This window comes from Devosia sp. T2-14 (genome assembly GCF_055397495.1).
The window spans coordinates 1965905-1982023 of record NZ_AP027921.1 but is presented as its reverse complement, the minus strand read 5'-3'; the positions used below and the strand labels follow the sequence as shown (position 1 = coordinate 1982023).

General features: G+C 63.6%; 14 protein-coding genes. 3 read left to right on the top strand and 11 right to left on the bottom strand.

Annotated elements, in window-relative coordinates:
• Window positions 1–22 precede the first annotated feature (22 nt).
• Window positions 23–880, bottom strand: a complete 858-nt coding sequence (locus tag ACZ5WT_RS09745) for an EboA domain-containing protein (protein ID WP_464283596.1) — start codon at window positions 878–880, stop codon at window positions 23–25.
• 120 nt (window positions 881–1000) lie between these two features.
• Between ACZ5WT_RS09745 and ACZ5WT_RS09740 the strand changes: the two genes are divergently transcribed.
• A complete protein-coding gene (locus tag ACZ5WT_RS09740; RefSeq protein ID WP_464283595.1) occupies window positions 1001–2383 on the top strand; it encodes a nucleotide pyrophosphatase/phosphodiesterase family protein in 1383 nt (460 codons plus the stop codon).
• Between the two features lie 45 nt (window positions 2384–2428).
• Here ACZ5WT_RS09740 and ACZ5WT_RS09735 read toward each other — a convergent pair whose 3' ends face one another.
• The 6 genes from ACZ5WT_RS09735 to ACZ5WT_RS09710 form a co-directional block, all read right to left on the bottom strand.
• On the bottom strand, window positions 2429–3295 hold the full coding sequence (locus tag ACZ5WT_RS09735) for a UbiA family prenyltransferase (protein WP_464283594.1): 867 nt from the start codon (window positions 3293–3295) through the stop codon (window positions 2429–2431).
• On the bottom strand, window positions 3292–4485 hold the full coding sequence (gene eboE, locus ACZ5WT_RS09730) for a metabolite traffic protein EboE (protein WP_464283593.1): 1194 nt from the start codon (window positions 4483–4485) through the stop codon (window positions 3292–3294). Before eboE ends, ACZ5WT_RS09735 begins: the two co-directional genes overlap by 4 nt.
• Window positions 4482–5693 carry a 3-dehydroquinate synthase gene (locus ACZ5WT_RS09725; protein WP_464283592.1) on the bottom strand — a complete coding sequence of 404 codons (1212 nt, stop codon included), beginning with the start codon at window positions 5691–5693 and terminating at the stop codon, window positions 4482–4484. Before ACZ5WT_RS09725 ends, eboE begins: the two co-directional genes overlap by 4 nt.
• Window positions 5694–5717: 24 nt before the next feature.
• The gene (locus ACZ5WT_RS09720; protein ID WP_464283591.1) at window positions 5718–5945 is read right to left on the bottom strand and encodes a hypothetical protein; all 228 of its coding nucleotides are present in this window, start codon (window positions 5943–5945) and stop codon (window positions 5718–5720) included.
• A gap of 138 nt (window positions 5946–6083) precedes the next feature.
• Window positions 6084–7109, bottom strand: a complete 1026-nt coding sequence (locus ACZ5WT_RS09715; protein WP_464283590.1) for a Gfo/Idh/MocA family protein — start codon at window positions 7107–7109, stop codon at window positions 6084–6086.
• Between the two features lie 7 nt (window positions 7110–7116).
• On the bottom strand, window positions 7117–8136 hold the full coding sequence (locus ACZ5WT_RS09710) for a Gfo/Idh/MocA family protein (RefSeq protein WP_464283589.1): 1020 nt from the start codon (window positions 8134–8136) through the stop codon (window positions 7117–7119).
• A 170-nt stretch (window positions 8137–8306) separates the two neighbouring features.
• Here ACZ5WT_RS09710 and uxuA point away from each other — a divergent pair, with 170 nt between their 5' ends.
• Window positions 8307–9500 carry a mannonate dehydratase gene (gene uxuA / locus ACZ5WT_RS09705; protein ID WP_464287184.1) on the top strand — a complete coding sequence of 398 codons (1194 nt, stop codon included), beginning with the start codon at window positions 8307–8309 and terminating at the stop codon, window positions 9498–9500.
• Between the two features lie 19 nt (window positions 9501–9519).
• The gene (locus ACZ5WT_RS09700; RefSeq protein ID WP_464283588.1) at window positions 9520–10989 is read left to right on the top strand and encodes a mannitol dehydrogenase family protein; all 1470 of its coding nucleotides are present in this window, start codon (window positions 9520–9522) and stop codon (window positions 10987–10989) included.
• Between the two features lie 159 nt (window positions 10990–11148).
• Here the strand turns inward: ACZ5WT_RS09700 and ACZ5WT_RS09695 are convergent, their stop codons facing one another.
• Genes ACZ5WT_RS09695 through ACZ5WT_RS09680 form a run of 4 tightly spaced genes read right to left on the bottom strand, consistent with a single transcriptional unit; the run spans window position 11149 to window position 16083 of the window.
• A complete protein-coding gene (locus ACZ5WT_RS09695) occupies window positions 11149–13485 on the bottom strand; it encodes a DUF7133 domain-containing protein (protein ID WP_464283587.1) in 2337 nt (778 codons plus the stop codon).
• A gap of 57 nt (window positions 13486–13542) precedes the next feature.
• On the bottom strand, window positions 13543–13974 hold the full coding sequence (locus tag ACZ5WT_RS09690) for a c-type cytochrome (protein ID WP_464283586.1): 432 nt from the start codon (window positions 13972–13974) through the stop codon (window positions 13543–13545).
• A gap of 3 nt (window positions 13975–13977) precedes the next feature.
• Window positions 13978–15552 (bottom strand): tripartite tricarboxylate transporter permease, encoded by a 1575-nt coding sequence (locus tag ACZ5WT_RS09685; protein ID WP_464283585.1) that lies wholly within the window; start codon window positions 15550–15552, stop codon window positions 13978–13980.
• Between the two features lie 9 nt (window positions 15553–15561).
• Entirely contained in the window at window positions 15562–16083 is a 522-nt protein-coding gene (locus tag ACZ5WT_RS09680) for a tripartite tricarboxylate transporter TctB family protein (RefSeq protein WP_464283584.1), read from the bottom strand.
• Window positions 16084–16119: the final 36 nt, after the last annotated feature.

Here is a 16119-nt window from a genome sequence, read left to right as displayed (position 1 = left end):
AATAAAGCGAGTGGCGGCGGCGCTAGGCGGCGAGCTTGTTCCAGGTCAGTGCGCCGGAACGCGCCTGGGCGATTTCCGCAGCAAGTTCGGTCTGCATCTGCGCCGCACGCGGATGAGGGCTTTCGAGCAGGCAGAGGGCAGCAGCGCGGCGCTCGGCCGGCTCATCGCTGCCAATCAACCGCTGCAGGTCGTCGAGCGAGCCATCTCCTGCGAATGGCGCCAGGCACCGCCAAACCTGGAGGTCGACCTGACGGCCGGCGGCCCAGCGTTCGTGCACATGGTCGCTGAGGGTCGCGGCCAGCTTGGCATTGCGCCGGGTATCAAGCCCCATAACGGGCTCCAGCGTTGAACCGATAAACAGCACCTTGAGCACCATGTGGTTCCAGCGGTGCTCATCAAAATGCTCGGCGGGCAGCGGACTATTGTGGGCGATGGCCTCGAATACGGCCTGGATCGAGGTGCGGAGCCCCTCCCCGATCTGCCAATTGATTTTGGCATCGAGCGGATAAAGCGGCAGGCCACGATAGAAGCTGACGAGTTCCGAAAGATCGGCCTGCTGGCAGAGCCGCTGGAACGTTTCGCCAAAATCGGCATTGCCCTGCGCATAGACCAGAAGGCCAAGCACCCGCCCGGCATCCTCGCGCGACCATGCTGCGGGGTTCCACCCGGTGCGAGCGACATCCGCCGCAGCCAGGTCCGCAGCATCGAGATCCAAGGCCCCCTTGCCCAGCTTGCGGGCAATGAGAGCCAGTGAGAACTGGAGCTGCCTGAAATCCTTGCCCGGCAAATCCGCCAGAGCCTGATCAAGCCAGGATCGAAGCTCGTCGGAAACACGCTGCCGCAGCCAGCTGGTCAGGAGATCGGTGGGGGTCGGGGCCATACGAAATGTTCGCTCTATGGGACGAAGAGGTAGCTATTCGCATAGATGGTATACTAGTATTGCATGCGGGCAAGGCCCTGACCTTCGTTCCCCAAATTTTGAACCAGTTGGCGATAGACCATGAAACAAACCCTCGTGCTGCTCGTCGTCGGGCTGACGCCGTCGCTCGTCGGCCAGCACACGCCCAATATCGAAAAGCTCGCGCGGCGCGGCGGCCAACGTCCGCTCAAAACCGTCATTCCCGCGGTGACGTGCACCGTCCAGGCGACGCTGATGACCGGCCTTGAGCCGGGCGAGCACGGCGCCGTGGCCAATGGCTGGTTCTTCCGCGAGACGTCCGACGTGGCGCTGTGGAAGCAGTCCAACAAGCTGATCAAGGGCGAGAAAATCTGGGATGCGGGCAAGAAGCTCAATCCCGACTTCACCTGCGCCAAGATGTTCTGGTGGTACAATATGTACTCGACGGCCGACTGGAGCGCGACGCCGCGCCCCATGTATCCGGCCGATGGGCGCAAGGTGCCCGACCACTATACCTACCCGACAGACCTGCGGGACGAGCTGAACGAAAAACTCGGCACCTTCCCGCTGTTCAAATACTGGGGCCCAGCCGCCGACATCACCTCATCGGAGTGGATCGCCGGAGCGACCAAGCATGTGATGCAGACGCGCAAGCCGACCCTGTCGATGGCCTATCTGCCCCACCTCGATTACGATCTGCAGAAATATGGCCCCGACCTTTCCCACCCCAAGGTGCAGGAGGCGCTGCGCGAGGTTGACCGCGTGGTCGGCGACCTCATTGCCGAGGCCGAAAAGCTCGGGCACGAGATCATCATCGTGTCCGAATACGGCATCACCCCGGTGAGCGACGCCATCCACATCAACCGCGCGCTGCGCCAGGCCGGCATGATTGCCTGGCGCAATGAGATGGGACGCGAAGTGATCGATCCCGGCGCATCGCGCGCCTTTGCGGTGGTCGACCATCAACTGGCACACATCTATGTGCGCGACCCCGCCGACATGGCCGAGGTCAAGGCGCTGATCGAAGGGCTGGATGGCGTCGAAAGCGTGCTCGACGCCGCTGGCAAGGACGCCAACGGCCTCACCAATGACCGGTCCGGCGAGCTTGTCGCCATCTCCAAAGCCGATCGATGGTTCAGCTATTACTATTGGCTCGACGACACCAAGGCGCCGGACTATGCGCCGACCGTCGATATCCACCGCAAGCCGGGCTACGATCCGGTGGAGCTGTTTATCGACCCCGCGCTGAAATTCCCCAAGCTGCAGACGATCTGGAAGATCGCCAAGCGCAAGCTCGGATTCCGAGCCCTGCTCGACCTGACTTCCATCAAGGATACGCAACTGGTCAAGGGATCGCACGGCCGGTTGACGGATTCCGAGAATGACGGCCCGCTGGTCATCAGCAGCCGCCCGGACTTGCTGCCCGCAGGCGCCGTGGCCGCGACCGAGTTCAAGCAACTGGTTCTGGACCACGTCTTCAAATAGCCAAATCAAAAGGGGCTGCGGATCACTCCGCAACCCCTTTTGAGTTCAGGTGCCACGCACCCAGCGTTGCAATTGCAGGGTCAGCGGAAAGCCCAGCGCCACGATGACGGCCAGCACGGTTTCGCCCTGCATGGCGACAAACATCGCGTCGAGCAGGGAAATCGCGGCGATCAGCAGGGGGATGGCGCGGCCGATATCGCCCGGCCCCTTGCGCAGGCACAGGCGCACCGCGACCGCATCGGCCACGGCCAGCGCTGCTACGAAGGGCAGCACTATCGGATTTGCGATGCCAGCATAGAGGCCATAGGCCAGCGGCAAAGCAAGGCAGATGAATGGCCAAACCTGCCCCACCGCACCGGCGCCCTCGCGCTTGGCGACGTAGGTCAGCCCCATCACATGCGCCATCAGCAGGGCCGCGCCGATCCACAGCGGCTGCGGCAGGGCCCCCGCCAAGGCCACACCCGCCGCGATATAGACCAGCACGCGGCACATCCCCATCAGCGCCGGGCCAAACGGATTTTCCTTGTGGCGCCAATTGTATCCGACGATCACCAGGGCCAGTGCCAGTCCGACCAGCCCCGACCACCAGCCATGGCCGGTCCACAGACCTGCCGCAGCGAGCAGGACCACGCTGGCGCCGAGCATCGCAAAGCCCCAGCCGAACACGGCTTTCTGGGTCACTTCCCCCGCCGGGATTGGGCGGAACCGCTGGTTCCTGGCGTCCATTTCGGCATCAAAGGCGTCGTTGAGGAACATGCCGGCGGTATAGGCCAGACCCACCGCGATCACGAGCAGGCCCAGTGGCCCCGCAGCGATCGCGCCGCCGGCCAGCGCCACGCCGGCGATAGAATTGGTGAGCACCGTCGGCAAATTGGAAACGCGCCCGAGGCGCAAGGCGGTTTTTAGTTTCACGATGTCAGCTCGGTCACGACCCAGTTGAGTTCGCGTGCAATGGCGGTGCTCACCGGCACGCCGCGATACTGCTCGGGCAACACGTCCCAGGTGTAGGTTTCGACTTCGAGGTGCTCCGAGATCGGCGTCTCCCAGTGCAGCGCCAGGATTTCGCGCAGGAAGGCCTGCGTCGTCCCGAAATTCTCCATCTCGGCGAGAAAGAGCGGAACATGGAAATGCACCCGCCATTCGCTGCCGATCGCGACCTCGATGTCGGCCAAGGCCGGACCAAGGTCATCCCACTTGTCGAGCTTGTCGCCACGCCGCCCCACCACCTGGTGGAGATAGGTCGGCTCGTTGAACGGGCTCAGCAGCGCCGGCGTGTTGGCATCGACCGAAGCGATGCGCAGGGCCGAGCTCAACTGGAGCTTGTAGACCGGCACATTGTTTTCACGGAGCAGGGCAATACTGCCGCGCGGATCTTCATACTCGATGGCCGCGTGGCAAACGTCGTAGCAAAGGCCCAGATGCTCGCGCAGGGCCCTTGCCGCTTCGGCGGCATCAAGCCCGCTAAGCGCCGCCAACTGCTGGACAGCGCTGTCGCCATAGAGGTGGTTGGTGAAGAAATCGACGGCTTCTTCGATAGTTTCGAGGAAGCAGCGCGGCTCGGGCTCGAGCGCCAGGCGGATCATGCGGCCAGTGCGCTGGCGCAGTGCGATCAGATAGGCCGTGTGCGCCACAAGATTGCCAACGATCTCCGGCACGCGCCCTTCCGCCCAAGCGGCGAAGGTGCCCGGCACGGTGCTAATGCTGCCATCCATGCCTTCGGGAAGCAGCGCGGCCAGAATATCAGCCAGCGTGTCGCTATAGGCCAGGCGCGCCGGATCGGCCCAATCGGGGCTATAGACCTGCTCTTTGACCCGCACGCCGTGGAATTCGCCAAACGGGAAGCCGTTTATCGTGAAAACATAGGCGTTTTGCGCCGCCAGAAAATCCTGCAGTTCTGCCAGTGCTGACAGCGATTTCAGGTCTTCGGCCGCCGCTGCCGAGAGGCGTAACCCGATGCCGAGGGGCGCGTCACCCACCGTGGCCGCGCGAATGGCCGGTATGTTCTGGCGCAGCGCAGCAAACACTTCGGGCCAGGTCTCGCCCTTGTGAATATTGGTGCAATAGGTCAGCTGCCCAAGATGGGGGTGAGACGGGATGATCACTTTGCGCCCCGCTCCTTGAGGTGGCTAAGCGCCTTGAGCATCAGCGCCTCGTCGATTTCATGCACTTCGAGACCAATGCCGACGCCATTGAGCAGCGTCACAGTCAGCTCGCCGCCCAGATGCTCGCGGAAGTCGCGCAGGCCGCGCATCAGCGCATAGCCGTCGGCTTCAAGCGTCTCCAAAGCCGGGTGCCACAGTTCGAAGCCGAGCCCGCTCAACACGCGTTGCACGCGCGCGCCGTCCTCAGCGTCGAGCAGGCCCGCCAGCACCGAATACTCGGTGTCCAGTGCGATGCCGATGGCGACGGCCTCGCCGTGACGCACGGCAAACTTGGTCAGCAGTTCCAGGCGATGTGCGGCCCAGTGGCCAAAATCGAGCGGGCGGGCCGTGCCGGATTCAAAAGGGTCACCGCCCTGCCCGATCTGGCGCATATGCAGTTCGGCACAGCGGCGGATCATGTAGGCCATGGCATCGCGCTCGAACGCCGCCAGCGCAGCGACATTCTGCTCCAGCCAGGCAAAGAACCGGCTGTCGCGGATCAGGGCCACCTTGACCGCCTCTGCGATGCCGGAGCGCTTGTCGCGCACGGGCAATGCCTCGACGAAATCGAGGTCATTCAGCACGGCAAAGGGCGGCGCGAAGGTGCCGTAGAAATTTTTGGAATCGAACAGGTTCACCCCGTTCTTGACGCCAACGCCGGAGTCATTCTGCGACAGCACCGTGGTGGGAACGCGGATATGCCGGATGCCCCGATGGGCCGTGGCCGCGGCGAGGCCGACCGTGTCGAGCACCGCGCCGCCGCCGATGGCGATCACATAGGAGTGGCGGTCAATATGATGCTCCACCATGGCCTGCTGCATCGCGATGACATGCTCAAGGCCCTGCTTGATCTGCTCGCCCCCGGGAATGACGATCGGCGCGGCAACCAGCTCGATGTGCTCGCCGTGGTGGCTTGCATACGCGCCGATCGCGTCCGCAAGACCCGGCCGTGCCGCCAGCACGCCCGCGTCGACGAACACGATGATCTTGTGGCGCTTGTTGGTTTCAAGCCGTTGCAGCGTGTCGCGCAGCACGGGATTGTCGAGGGCAAACAGATCGGCCGTGAAGCAGACCGGAAATTCGTAGGCGACGGAGAACCGCTGCACCTGGATGTGCTCCCGGTCAGTTGCGAGGTGATCGCTGGCGGCCTGTGAGGGTGAAATGCCCATGTGATTCATATGCGTGACTTTCCGCTACCGCAGTTGTGCGCGCCGGGCGCAGATGATCAGGAGGGCGGCGTTGAGTGCGCAGGCGGCGAGCCACCCGGCCAGCGAAAATGGCGCCGGGCGAACGATCAGGCCCGTGACAGACAGGAGCAGCCCCGCACCCGCAACCACTGTGGCGGCGCGTGCCATATCGCGCAGGTTGGCTGGGGTCGGCGCCAAAACCTGGGCGCCTTCATCGCTGCCGGACCAATTCATTCGTGAGACCTCCCATCCCAGTCAATACTAGTATCCTAGAGTTTCTAGCATTGGCAAGATCGGGAGATGGGGCCGCGCGGGGTTGGTGCACAGGCATTGGAAAAGAGGCGGGAGCGCGCGAACGCGCTCCCGTTGGCTTCATTCCTGCAGGGTTCGGAAGGTCGCCACGCGCTGCGCCTCAAGGGCGAGCCGCGATACGGTAAAGGCATGTTCGACCGACATGGCCGTTTCGGTGCGGTCCAGCACGTCGGCAGCCAGGTTCCGGAAATAGGTCAGCGGAACCTTGGAGCAGTCGATGTAGCGGGATGCCTTGTTATCGACGTGGAACAGGTGGTCGGTGCCCGGCCGCCCCTCGACGTCGACATATTTGCGCAACTCGATATAGCCCTCGGTGCCCAGCACCGTCAGCCGTCCATCGCCCCAGTTGGAGAGAGCATCGGGCGTATACCAATCCAGACGCGCATAGCCCTGCGCCTGGTCGCTGCGCAGCAGCAGCTCGCCGAAATCCTCAAAGAGCGGATCGCCGGGATTGGCAAAGTTGCCGGTCGTGGCCGCCACGATCTGCGCGTCAGTCGATCCGGTGAAGGCCAGGAACTGGTCAATCTGGTGCGTGCCGATATCGCCCAGGATGCCGCCATAGAGGGTCTTGTCGAAAAACCAGTCCGGACGGGTCGCACGGTTGAGGCGATGCGGGCCCATCGACAGGGTCTGGATGACACGACCAACCGCGCCATCGCGCACCATTTCCAGCGCCTTGATCGCTGCGGGCACTTCGAACCGCTCAGAGAAATCCACCGACCAGATGCGCTTGGTCTTTTCGACTGCGGCGCGGATTTGGTCGAGTTGCTCGAACGAGATGCAGCCGGGCTTGTCCAGCATGACATCCTTGCCCGCTTCCATCGCCTCGATGGCGAGGGCAGCGCGCTGGTGGGGTGGCGCGGCAATCAGCACCAGGTTGATCTCGGGGTCGTCGAGCAGCGCCTGCCGCTCTTCGATCCGGGACATGTCGGGGAAGCGCTTGAGGAAACCGGCCAGGGGCGCTGGTTCACCCTCGGTCCACCAGCCCTTGGCCCGCGCGCCGGCGGACAGCATGCCCTCGAGCATGCCGTAGATATGGCGGTGATCGATCCCGATCACCCCGACCACAACGTCTGACTTGTTCATCTGCGGCTTACGCGTCCATCTTTACGGTGCGTTCTTCGCGCGACGACAGCGTCATCGCGTCGATGAGGCGGTGCACCTTCAGAGCCTCATCGCCATTGACAGCCGGTTGGCGGCCAGCATGCAAGGCCTCGAAGAAATCACGCAGGGCCGAGGCGTGCCAATCATGGGGGAAGGCCATCGGATCTGCGCCGCCACCAGTGCCGGCGGCCTCGCCGAAGGTCTCGGTGCGGCCATCGTGATGGGTGATCACCAGCACGCCCGATTCGAGATGGGCCGAAGCCTGGTCGAATTCGAGGGTGATCGACTCAGCGCCGCCTGGGAAGGCGGCAGTGGTCGCAGTGATTGCCCCCATGGCACCGGACGCGAATTTGACGCCGGAAACCACGAAGTCTTCAGCTTCCATGCGATGCAGGCGCGTCGTGCCCATCATGGCGGTGACGCTGGTGATCGGGCCGGTGAAGGACAGCAGCAGGTCGAGCGTATGGATCGCCTGGTTGATCAGCACGCCGCCGCCATCACGCGCATAGGTGCCGCGGCCCGGTTCATCATAATAGGCCTGGGGGCGCCACCACGGCACATTGGCCTTGGCGCTGGCGAGCTCGCCAAACATGTTGTCCTTGATCAGTTGGGTGAGCTTGATCGAGGCGTCGCGGAAACGGTGCTGGAACACCACGCCCAGCGTGACGCCGGCTGCGCGGGCGATCTCGGCCAGTTCCTCGGCGCCCGCCGTGTTGCGTTCCATCGGCTTTTCCAGCAGCACATGCTTGCCTGCGGCGGCGGCCTGGGCCACCAGATCGCGGCGCACGTTGGGCGGGGTCAGGATAATGACCGCCTGCACGTCCGGATTGACCAGAAGGCTTTCGAGACTGTCTGCGGGCGGCAGATCGCGCATGCTGCAGAATTCGTTCAGGCGCTTGGTATCGCGGTCATAAACCGCCACAACCCGAGCGATATCCTGAATGTCGCGCAGCGCGCGGGAATGGATGTCTGCCACCATCCCCACGCCAATAACTCCAACACCGATCATATTTCCTCCGCCAGCTGTGAATTGGTTGTGCCGTCCGCGCTTGCCAACTTGCCCGCGCTTCACTACGTATTCTAGTATCCTAGTTCGAATAGGGTCGCAAGAAGGCCGTAGCAGGGTCTGCTGAGACGCTCTCAAAGGTGCATTTAGGAGGAGAGAAGATGACTATGCTTATGCGGCAGACCTGGCGCTGGTTTGGGCCTGAAGACAAGGTCAGCGCGCTGGATAGCCGGCAGGCCGGAGCAGAGGGGCTGGTGTGCTCGCTCTATCATCTACCACCCGGACAGGTATGGTCACTCGACGAAATCCAGCGGCGGCAGGCCGAGGCACGCATGTTGCCGGATGGCCGTCCGACCGGGATGGAATGGGAAGTCATCGAGAGCCTTCCAGTCTCCGAAGATATCAAGACGCAGTCCGGTGCGTGGCGAGACCACCTGGCCAACTGGAACCAGAGCCTCGAGAATATCGCCCGCTCGGGCCTTGAAGTCGTGTGCTACAATTTCATGCCCATCCTGGATTGGACGCGCACCGACCACCGCTTCGTGCTGCCCCATGGCGGCACGGCGATGACCTTCGATCTCGCCAACTTCGCGGTGTTCGATATTCACCTGCTCGGCCGCGCCGGAGCCCGCGACGGCTTCCCGGCAGACATCGTTGCCGAAGCCGATCGCCGGATCGTTGGCATGTGCGAAGAACAGCGCGAGGCGCTGTCGGATGCCATCATTGCCGGGCTTGCCGGCGCCGTGGAAAGCTGGACCATCCAGACCCTGCGCGACGCCCTCGCCCGCTACAGCGACATCGACACCGAGCGCCTGCGGCGCAATCACTTCGACTTCCTGGAGGCCGTGGTTCCCACCGCCGAAAAGCTCGACCTGCGGCTGTGCTGCCACCCCGATGATCCCCCGTTCTCGCTGCTTGGCCTGCCCAAGGTCATGTCGACTGAAGACGATTACCGCCGCATGGTGGAAGCCGTCGACAGCCCGGCCAATGGCATCACGCTATGCGCCGGTTCGCTCGGCTCGCGTGAAGACAATGACATTGCCGGCATGGTTGAGCGGCTGGGGTCAAAGATCCACTTCGCCCACCTGCGCAACGTCACCCGCTATCACAGCGGCGTGCCGACCGGGTTCCTTGAAGACGATCACCTTGGTGGCGACGTCAACATGGTCGCCGTGGTCAAGGCCCTGATGGCCGAACAGCAGCGCCGCAAGGCGGAAGGCCGGAAAGACTGGCAGATTCCGATGCGCCCCGATCACGGGCACGACCTGCTCGATGACGCGCAGCGCGGCGCCCGCGCGGGCTATCCCGCCATTGGCCGCCTCAAGGGCCTGGCCGAGTTGCGGGGGGTGATGCACGCCCTGGCGTGACATCGGGAGGAACAGACACATGGCCACACTCAGCCAATCCAGCCTGACGCAGGCGAGCGGTGCCGTCGCCCTGCCCGCTTATGATCGCAGCGCGGTCACCCCGGGCATTGTCCATATCGGCATCGGCGCCTTCCACCGCGCCCACATGGCGAGCTATGTCGATGCCGTTCTTGGGACCGATCCCAGCTGGGGCATTATCGGGGCGAATCTGCGCCGCCCCGATACCAAGCAGGCGCTCGAACCGCAGGACTATCTCTATACCGTGGCGGTGCGTGATGCCTCCGGCACCAGGACCCGCATCGTCGGTTCGATCCTTGGCATTATCGACGCCTCGCAAAGCGCCGATGCCCTGATCGCCCAGATGGCAGCGCCCGAAATCCGCATTGTCTCACTTACGGTGACCGAGAAGGGTTATTGCCACGACGGAGCCAGCGGCGCCTTGCGGCTGGACCATCCCGGCATCGTGCGCGACCTGGCCAATCCGACGTCGCCGCGCAGTGCGCCGGGCGTGATCGTCGCGGCCCTGCAGCGCCGGCGCGACGCCGGGCTGAAGGGCTTCACCGTACTCAGCTGCGATAACCTGCCCAGCAATGGCCGGGTCGCCGAGCGCGTGATGATCGAATACGCCAACGAACTTGATCCCAAACTGGCGGCCTGGATCGCGGCGAACGTGACGTTCCCTTCCACGATGGTCGACCGCATCGTGCCGGCTACGACCGATCCGGACCGGACCGACATCGCTGCCCTCACCGGGCTGGATGACGCATGGCCGGTGGTGACCGAGCCGTTCAGCCAATGGGTGGTGGAAGACAGGTTCGTTGCCGGCCGGCCCGCCTGGGAAGCCCATGGCGTGCAGATGGCCGATGACGTCGAGCCCTTTGAGCACATGAAGCTGCGCATGCTCAACGGCTCGCACTCCACCATCGCCTATCTGGGACTGCTGGCCGGCTACGAGCTGGTTTCGGAAGCCGTCGGCGACGCCAATATCCGTGCACTGCTGCACCGGCTGATGACCGACGAGGTCATCCCGACCCTGCATCTGCCTGGTGTCGACCTCCACGCCTGCCGCGACAGCCTGCTCGAACGTTTCGCCAATCCCGCGCTGAACCATCGCCTGCGCCAGATCGCCATGGATGGCAGCCAGAAGCTGCCGCAACGCATTCTGGCCCCGATGCGTGACCGGCTTGCTGGCGGCCTGCCGGTCAACTGCCTCACCCTCACCGTCGCCGCTTGGATCGCCCAGCTGCATGACCAGCTTGGGCAGGGGCGCGAGCCGATCCTTGATCCGCTCAACACCGACCTGTCGGTGGCGCTGCTCGGCGGCGGCGACACGGCAGACGGGCTGCTCGGGAGTTTCCTGGCGCTCGCTGCCGTGTTCGGCGACCCCGCACAATATCCTCAGTCGGCCAAAGACCAGATCAGGGAGCACCTCGCTGCCCTGCTCAGCCAGACACCGGCCGTGGCCATCCAACGAGCCAACGCCGCCTGACGATAACTTTTCCTCCAGCTCTCCCTGACTTGCCCCGCCCGGCTCCTCCCGTGGCGGGGATTTTTTTGACTGGCGTTTCCGTCGGCACCCCAGCGTGGCAGCCAACAAAAAGGGGAGAGGCCGAAGCCCCTCCCCCACTTGATCCGGGATCGTCGTGTCTTACTCAGCCTTGCCCGGCCACTTGATCAGAGCCGTCACGGCCGTGATACGCGGAGCCAGTGCAGCGTCCTCGCCGAGGGCGATGAAGGCGGCAGGCTCGGCACCCAGCGTCACAGTCGGGATACCGTCCACTTCAGCGAGGGCCGATTCAGGCCGTGCCGGAGCGTTGGCGGCCCGCTGGGCGGCCAGGGTAGCTGCGGCTTCGCGGTCGGCAGCGCTCGACTGTGCGTTGAAGTCCGGGAATGCGCGGTCACCGAAGGTGCCAACGTTCCAGGAACCACCAAAGCCGCGCGGCAGGGCTGCCGGCTTGCCAGGATCGGCAGCACCGGCCAGCTGGACTTCCATGCCGAGCAGGACGGCATCGACCTGCCAGGCTTCCAGATCAGCACCGGCGACGGCGTCGAGCATATGCGCGACGTCTTCGGCCGTGCCGACACGGGTGATGCCGGTAGCGACTGTCGTCAGGGCGTTGGCGATACCGGTATAGCGGCTCTTCTGCGCCAGCAGACGATCGAACAGGGCCACCACCTCATCGTCATGCACACCGCTCAGCGCGGCGTCGAGAGCGATATAGTCACGGCCATAGGTGTCGATGATCGAGACCAAGGCATCGAGACGATTGGCATCGTCCAGTTCACCGGCGGAAGCGGCCAACTGGTAGATAACCTGCCAGTCATTGCCGGTATTGCCGATGGTGCCGAGGAAGGCCTTGATCACGTCGGCATTGCCGGCGGTCAGGAAGGGCTCGGCAACGCGCAGTGCAGCAGCGCGCACTTCACGGTCAGCGTCGTTCAGTGCCTCGATCACGAGGTCTGCCTCAACAGCCTTGAGGCCATCGAGGGTCCACAAGGCATGCAGGCGGGCAATGGCGTTCTTGTCCGAACGGACCAGCTCGACCAGGGCCGGGACGGCTTCGATCTTCTGCTGCACCACCATCAGGCGCTGGGCATGGTCACGGTACCAGCCGTTCTCGTTTTCCAGCAGGGCAACGAGTTCCGCAGGCGACGCTTCGGTCAGCTTGATCTGCTCGGTGGTCTTCCCGCTTTCATGGGTGATGCGGTAGATACGGCCATTGGCGCCATGGGTGTTGCCGAGGTCGTGCTCTTCAACCCAGTCGTGCAGGTACTTGGTGATGAACACCGCGTCCTGAACGATGCCGTGATAGAGATCCAGGACGTAGAAAGCGCCATCCGGACCGGTCGCAGTGTGCACCGGACGGAAGCGTTCTTCGGTCGAGGTCAGGAAGTCGGCATTTTCGTACGACTTGCGCAGGTTGATCCCGGATCCGGAATCGTTCAGCGAGCTCATGGTGACGAGGTTGCCTGCGGGCTCCGGCACGAACACATTGCCATAGTCAGCGGGTGCAAGGCCGGTGCCACGGTTGACGGCGGCGCCGCCGGCCGAGGTCAGCTCGGTGAGCGCACCGCGCTCGTCCAGCGTGCCTTCAGCATAGCCGCGGTTGACGCCGGGGGTCGGACGGGCGGTCCAGACGCGGTTGGCATCGCGGGTCGGGCCACCGATCCACTCGTGGTTGCCGCGGTTGCGCGTAAACACGGTGCTGCGGCCATAGTAGTAGTCCGGCACATAGCTCATCGAGGGAGCGGCCGAGTTGCCCTGGCGCAGAATGCGACCTTCGTCGTCAGCAGTCACGCCCCACTGGGAGATCGAGATGCCGCGCGAAACGTCGAATTCCTTGCCGTTCCACTGGTACACTTCATCCAGGTAGGCGTTGTAGATGCGATTATCGATGTTCCAGAACATGCCGTTCGGGTTGTGCTCGATCGAGCCGCCCACGCCACCGTAGTTGTTTTCGGTCAGCGCAGTCTTGCTGTCGGCGACGTCGTCGCCGTCGGTGTCTTCGAGCAGCCAGATATTGGGCGCCTCACCAACGATGACCTTACCCGGCTCGAGGATCAGCAGTGCGCGCGGCAGCACCAGGTTCTCTGCGAACACCTTGCGGCTATCCATGACGCCATCGCCATCGGTGTCCTCAAGGATCACGATGGAGCTGCCCGGCTTGGCAGAGGTCAGCTCTTCCATGTTGAGCATGAAGGTGGTTTCGACCACCCACAGGCGGCCGTCATAGTCCCACTGCATCACGATACCGTCGCCAAGCAGAGGCTCGGAGGCGACCAGATCGATCTTGTAGCCCGGAGGCAGCGTGAATGTGCCGAGCGAATCCGTCGGCTCCATATAGCCGAAATTCTCCGGCAGCGGCTTGTAAGCCGGCGGCCAGGGCTGGCTCGCCGTCTGCGCGATGGCCGTGCTCGCCATCAGCGAGCCCGCCAGCAGCGACAGGGCGAAGACAGTCCGATACTGCTTCTTTTGGTTCAGCATAAAAAGGGGTCCTCCATAAAATGCGGCCGGGGCCGCAACCCACCGTGGCGTTCGGCCTTACTGACCGAACGCAATTCCTTCGAGCTCTGCTGGATCGGCGGCGATCGCCACGCTGCCGGGTGCCATGCCGTTTGCCTGTGCGATGTAGGCAATGATGGTGGAGACCTGGGCATCCGACAGGGATCCGGGTGCGTCGGCTGGCATCAGTTCCTTGATGTAGCCGTGCAGGTCAGCAACCGGCAGGCCCAGCCAGGAGAAGGTGTCGCTGGCGAGGGCGGGAGCGGACATGCCTTCAAGCTCGGCGCCATGGCACAAGGCGCAGGCGCGCTGATAATTTGCCGACCCGCCAACAGCCTGGGCCGCGGTGAACTGCAGCGGCGCCAGATCCTGTGCCAATGCGCCCGCGCCGCCCAGCGACAACGTCAGGGCAATGGCGCCGAGTGCCTTAGCGGCGTGCAGCCGAATGGGGAATGCAGAGTTGATCTTCATCATCTATTCCTTTGAAGAATGGGAGTTTCCGCCAGCCGCCGCAGGCGCGACGCCTTCGTCCGCGTTGTTCGAGCCGGTGTAGTGCTTGATGAATGCTCGGACGCGGGTGCCTACGGCGGGAATGGTCATCAGCACGGTGATCACCAGCACCGCGCAGAGCACTGCGCTGACCGGGCGGGTGAAGAAGGGCGTGAAGTCGCCACCGGTCAGGCCCAATCCGCGGCGCAGGTTGAGGTCGAGCAGGTCGCCGAGCACGATGCCGAGCACCAGCGGGGCCATCGGGTACTTCATCTCGCGGAGGAAGAAGCCGACGAGGCCAAAGCCGAGCATGACATAGACGTCGAACATGCGCTGAGTGACAGCGAAGGACCCGACCACGCAGAGCACTGCGATCACGGCCATCAGGCGTTCGCGCGGCACGCTCAGGATCTTGATGAACAGCTTGGTCAGCGACAGGCCGAACACCAGGTTGGCCAGCGTTGCCAGCAGCAGCATGGCGATAACCTGGTAGAGGAACTCCGGGTTCTCCACCATCAGCATCGGGCCGGGGCGAATGCCATGGATATACATGGCGGCGATCAGCACGGCGGCAGCTGCCGAACCCGGCAGAGCCAGCGTCAGGGTCGGGATCATGGCGGCCGAAACTACGGCATTGTCGCCGGTTTCTGCTGCAATCAGGCCTTCCTGACTACCCTTGCCGAACTCCTCGGGGTTCTTGGAGAGCTTCTTGGCGGCGGCATAGGAGGTCCACGCGCCGACGTCTTCGCCGACACCGGGGATGATGCCCACGATGGTGCCGATGACGCCCGAACGGATGATGGTCTTCCAGTAGCGGAAGATTTCGCCGAGGCGGGGAACGACGCGGTCATTGACCGAGATCACCTTGGCGTCGTTGCGGCGCTTGATGGTGCTGAGGATTTCAGCGACGCCAAACGCACCAACCATCGCGGGAATGATGTCGATGCCGGCACCCAATTGGGGAATGCCGAAGGTGAAGCGCTGGTAGGCGTGCAGGCTTTCCATGCCCACCATGGCGACGAGCAGGCCGATAATGCCGGCGATATAGCCCTTGAGGGGCGTATCGCTGCCGCTCATCTGGCCAGAGATCACGACGCCGAACAGCGCCAGCCAGAAGAACTCGTAGGACCCGGACTTCATCGCCACGTCTGAAAGCAACGGCGAGATCAGTGCGAGGAAAAAGATGCCGACGAGCGTCCCCAGGGTGGACGAGGTGGTCGCAAGGCCCATGGCCAGACCCGCCTTGCCCTGCTGGGCCAGCGGGAAACCATCCAGCGTCGCCGCAGCGTTTGCGGGGGTGCCAGGAATATTGAGCAGGATAGCCGTGCGGCTACCGCCATAGATGGCGCCGAGATAGACGCACATCAGGGTCAGGATGGCCTGTTCGGGGGCCATCTTGTAGGTCATGGTCACCAGCAGGGCGACGCCCATGGTGGCCGTCAGGCCTGGGAGCAGGCCGATCGCCAGGCCCAGCAGAGTGGCCCAGACGACGTTGAAAAGAGCGGCAGGCGTAAGGAAGAACCCAATACCCTGCCCAAGCATTAGCAGACCGTCTAGCATGACTGCTCCTTATGGCAGGCGAACAAGGAAGACTGTGGCGAACAGGTAGTAGATGGCGCCGCCACCAAGGACCGCGGTGATCGCCGCCCAGATCAGCGAGCGCAGGACCGGCTCGGGCTGGTTGGTCAGGATCAGGTCGAGGGTCACGATGAACGCGAAGATGAAGAGCATCGACGCCGCCCAGAACGGCAGCCATCCCACGAGGACCAGCGCATAGACGCCGATCAAGAACATGCAGGCCATGACGCGAGCTACAGACATGGTCTTGAACAGGTCTACCAGTCCGCTCCAGCCGCCGGCCGAAGGGATCTTGTAGGAACGCAGGCCGAGCAGCACACCACACAAGGCGAGCGCAGCGCCCAGGATCATCGGCACCAGGCCTGGAATGGTCGAAGGGTGAACGCCACGCGCTTCCAGGCGGGGCATTTCGTATGAAGTGTAGAAAATCCAGATACCCAACACGACCAGAAGTATGGACGTGACAAGGTCAGCGCGGGCCCTGACGGCCTGCTCCCTAGAATCGTCTTGCATTTTTGGCTTGTCCTTTGGGCAGCAAGCAAAGGGGCG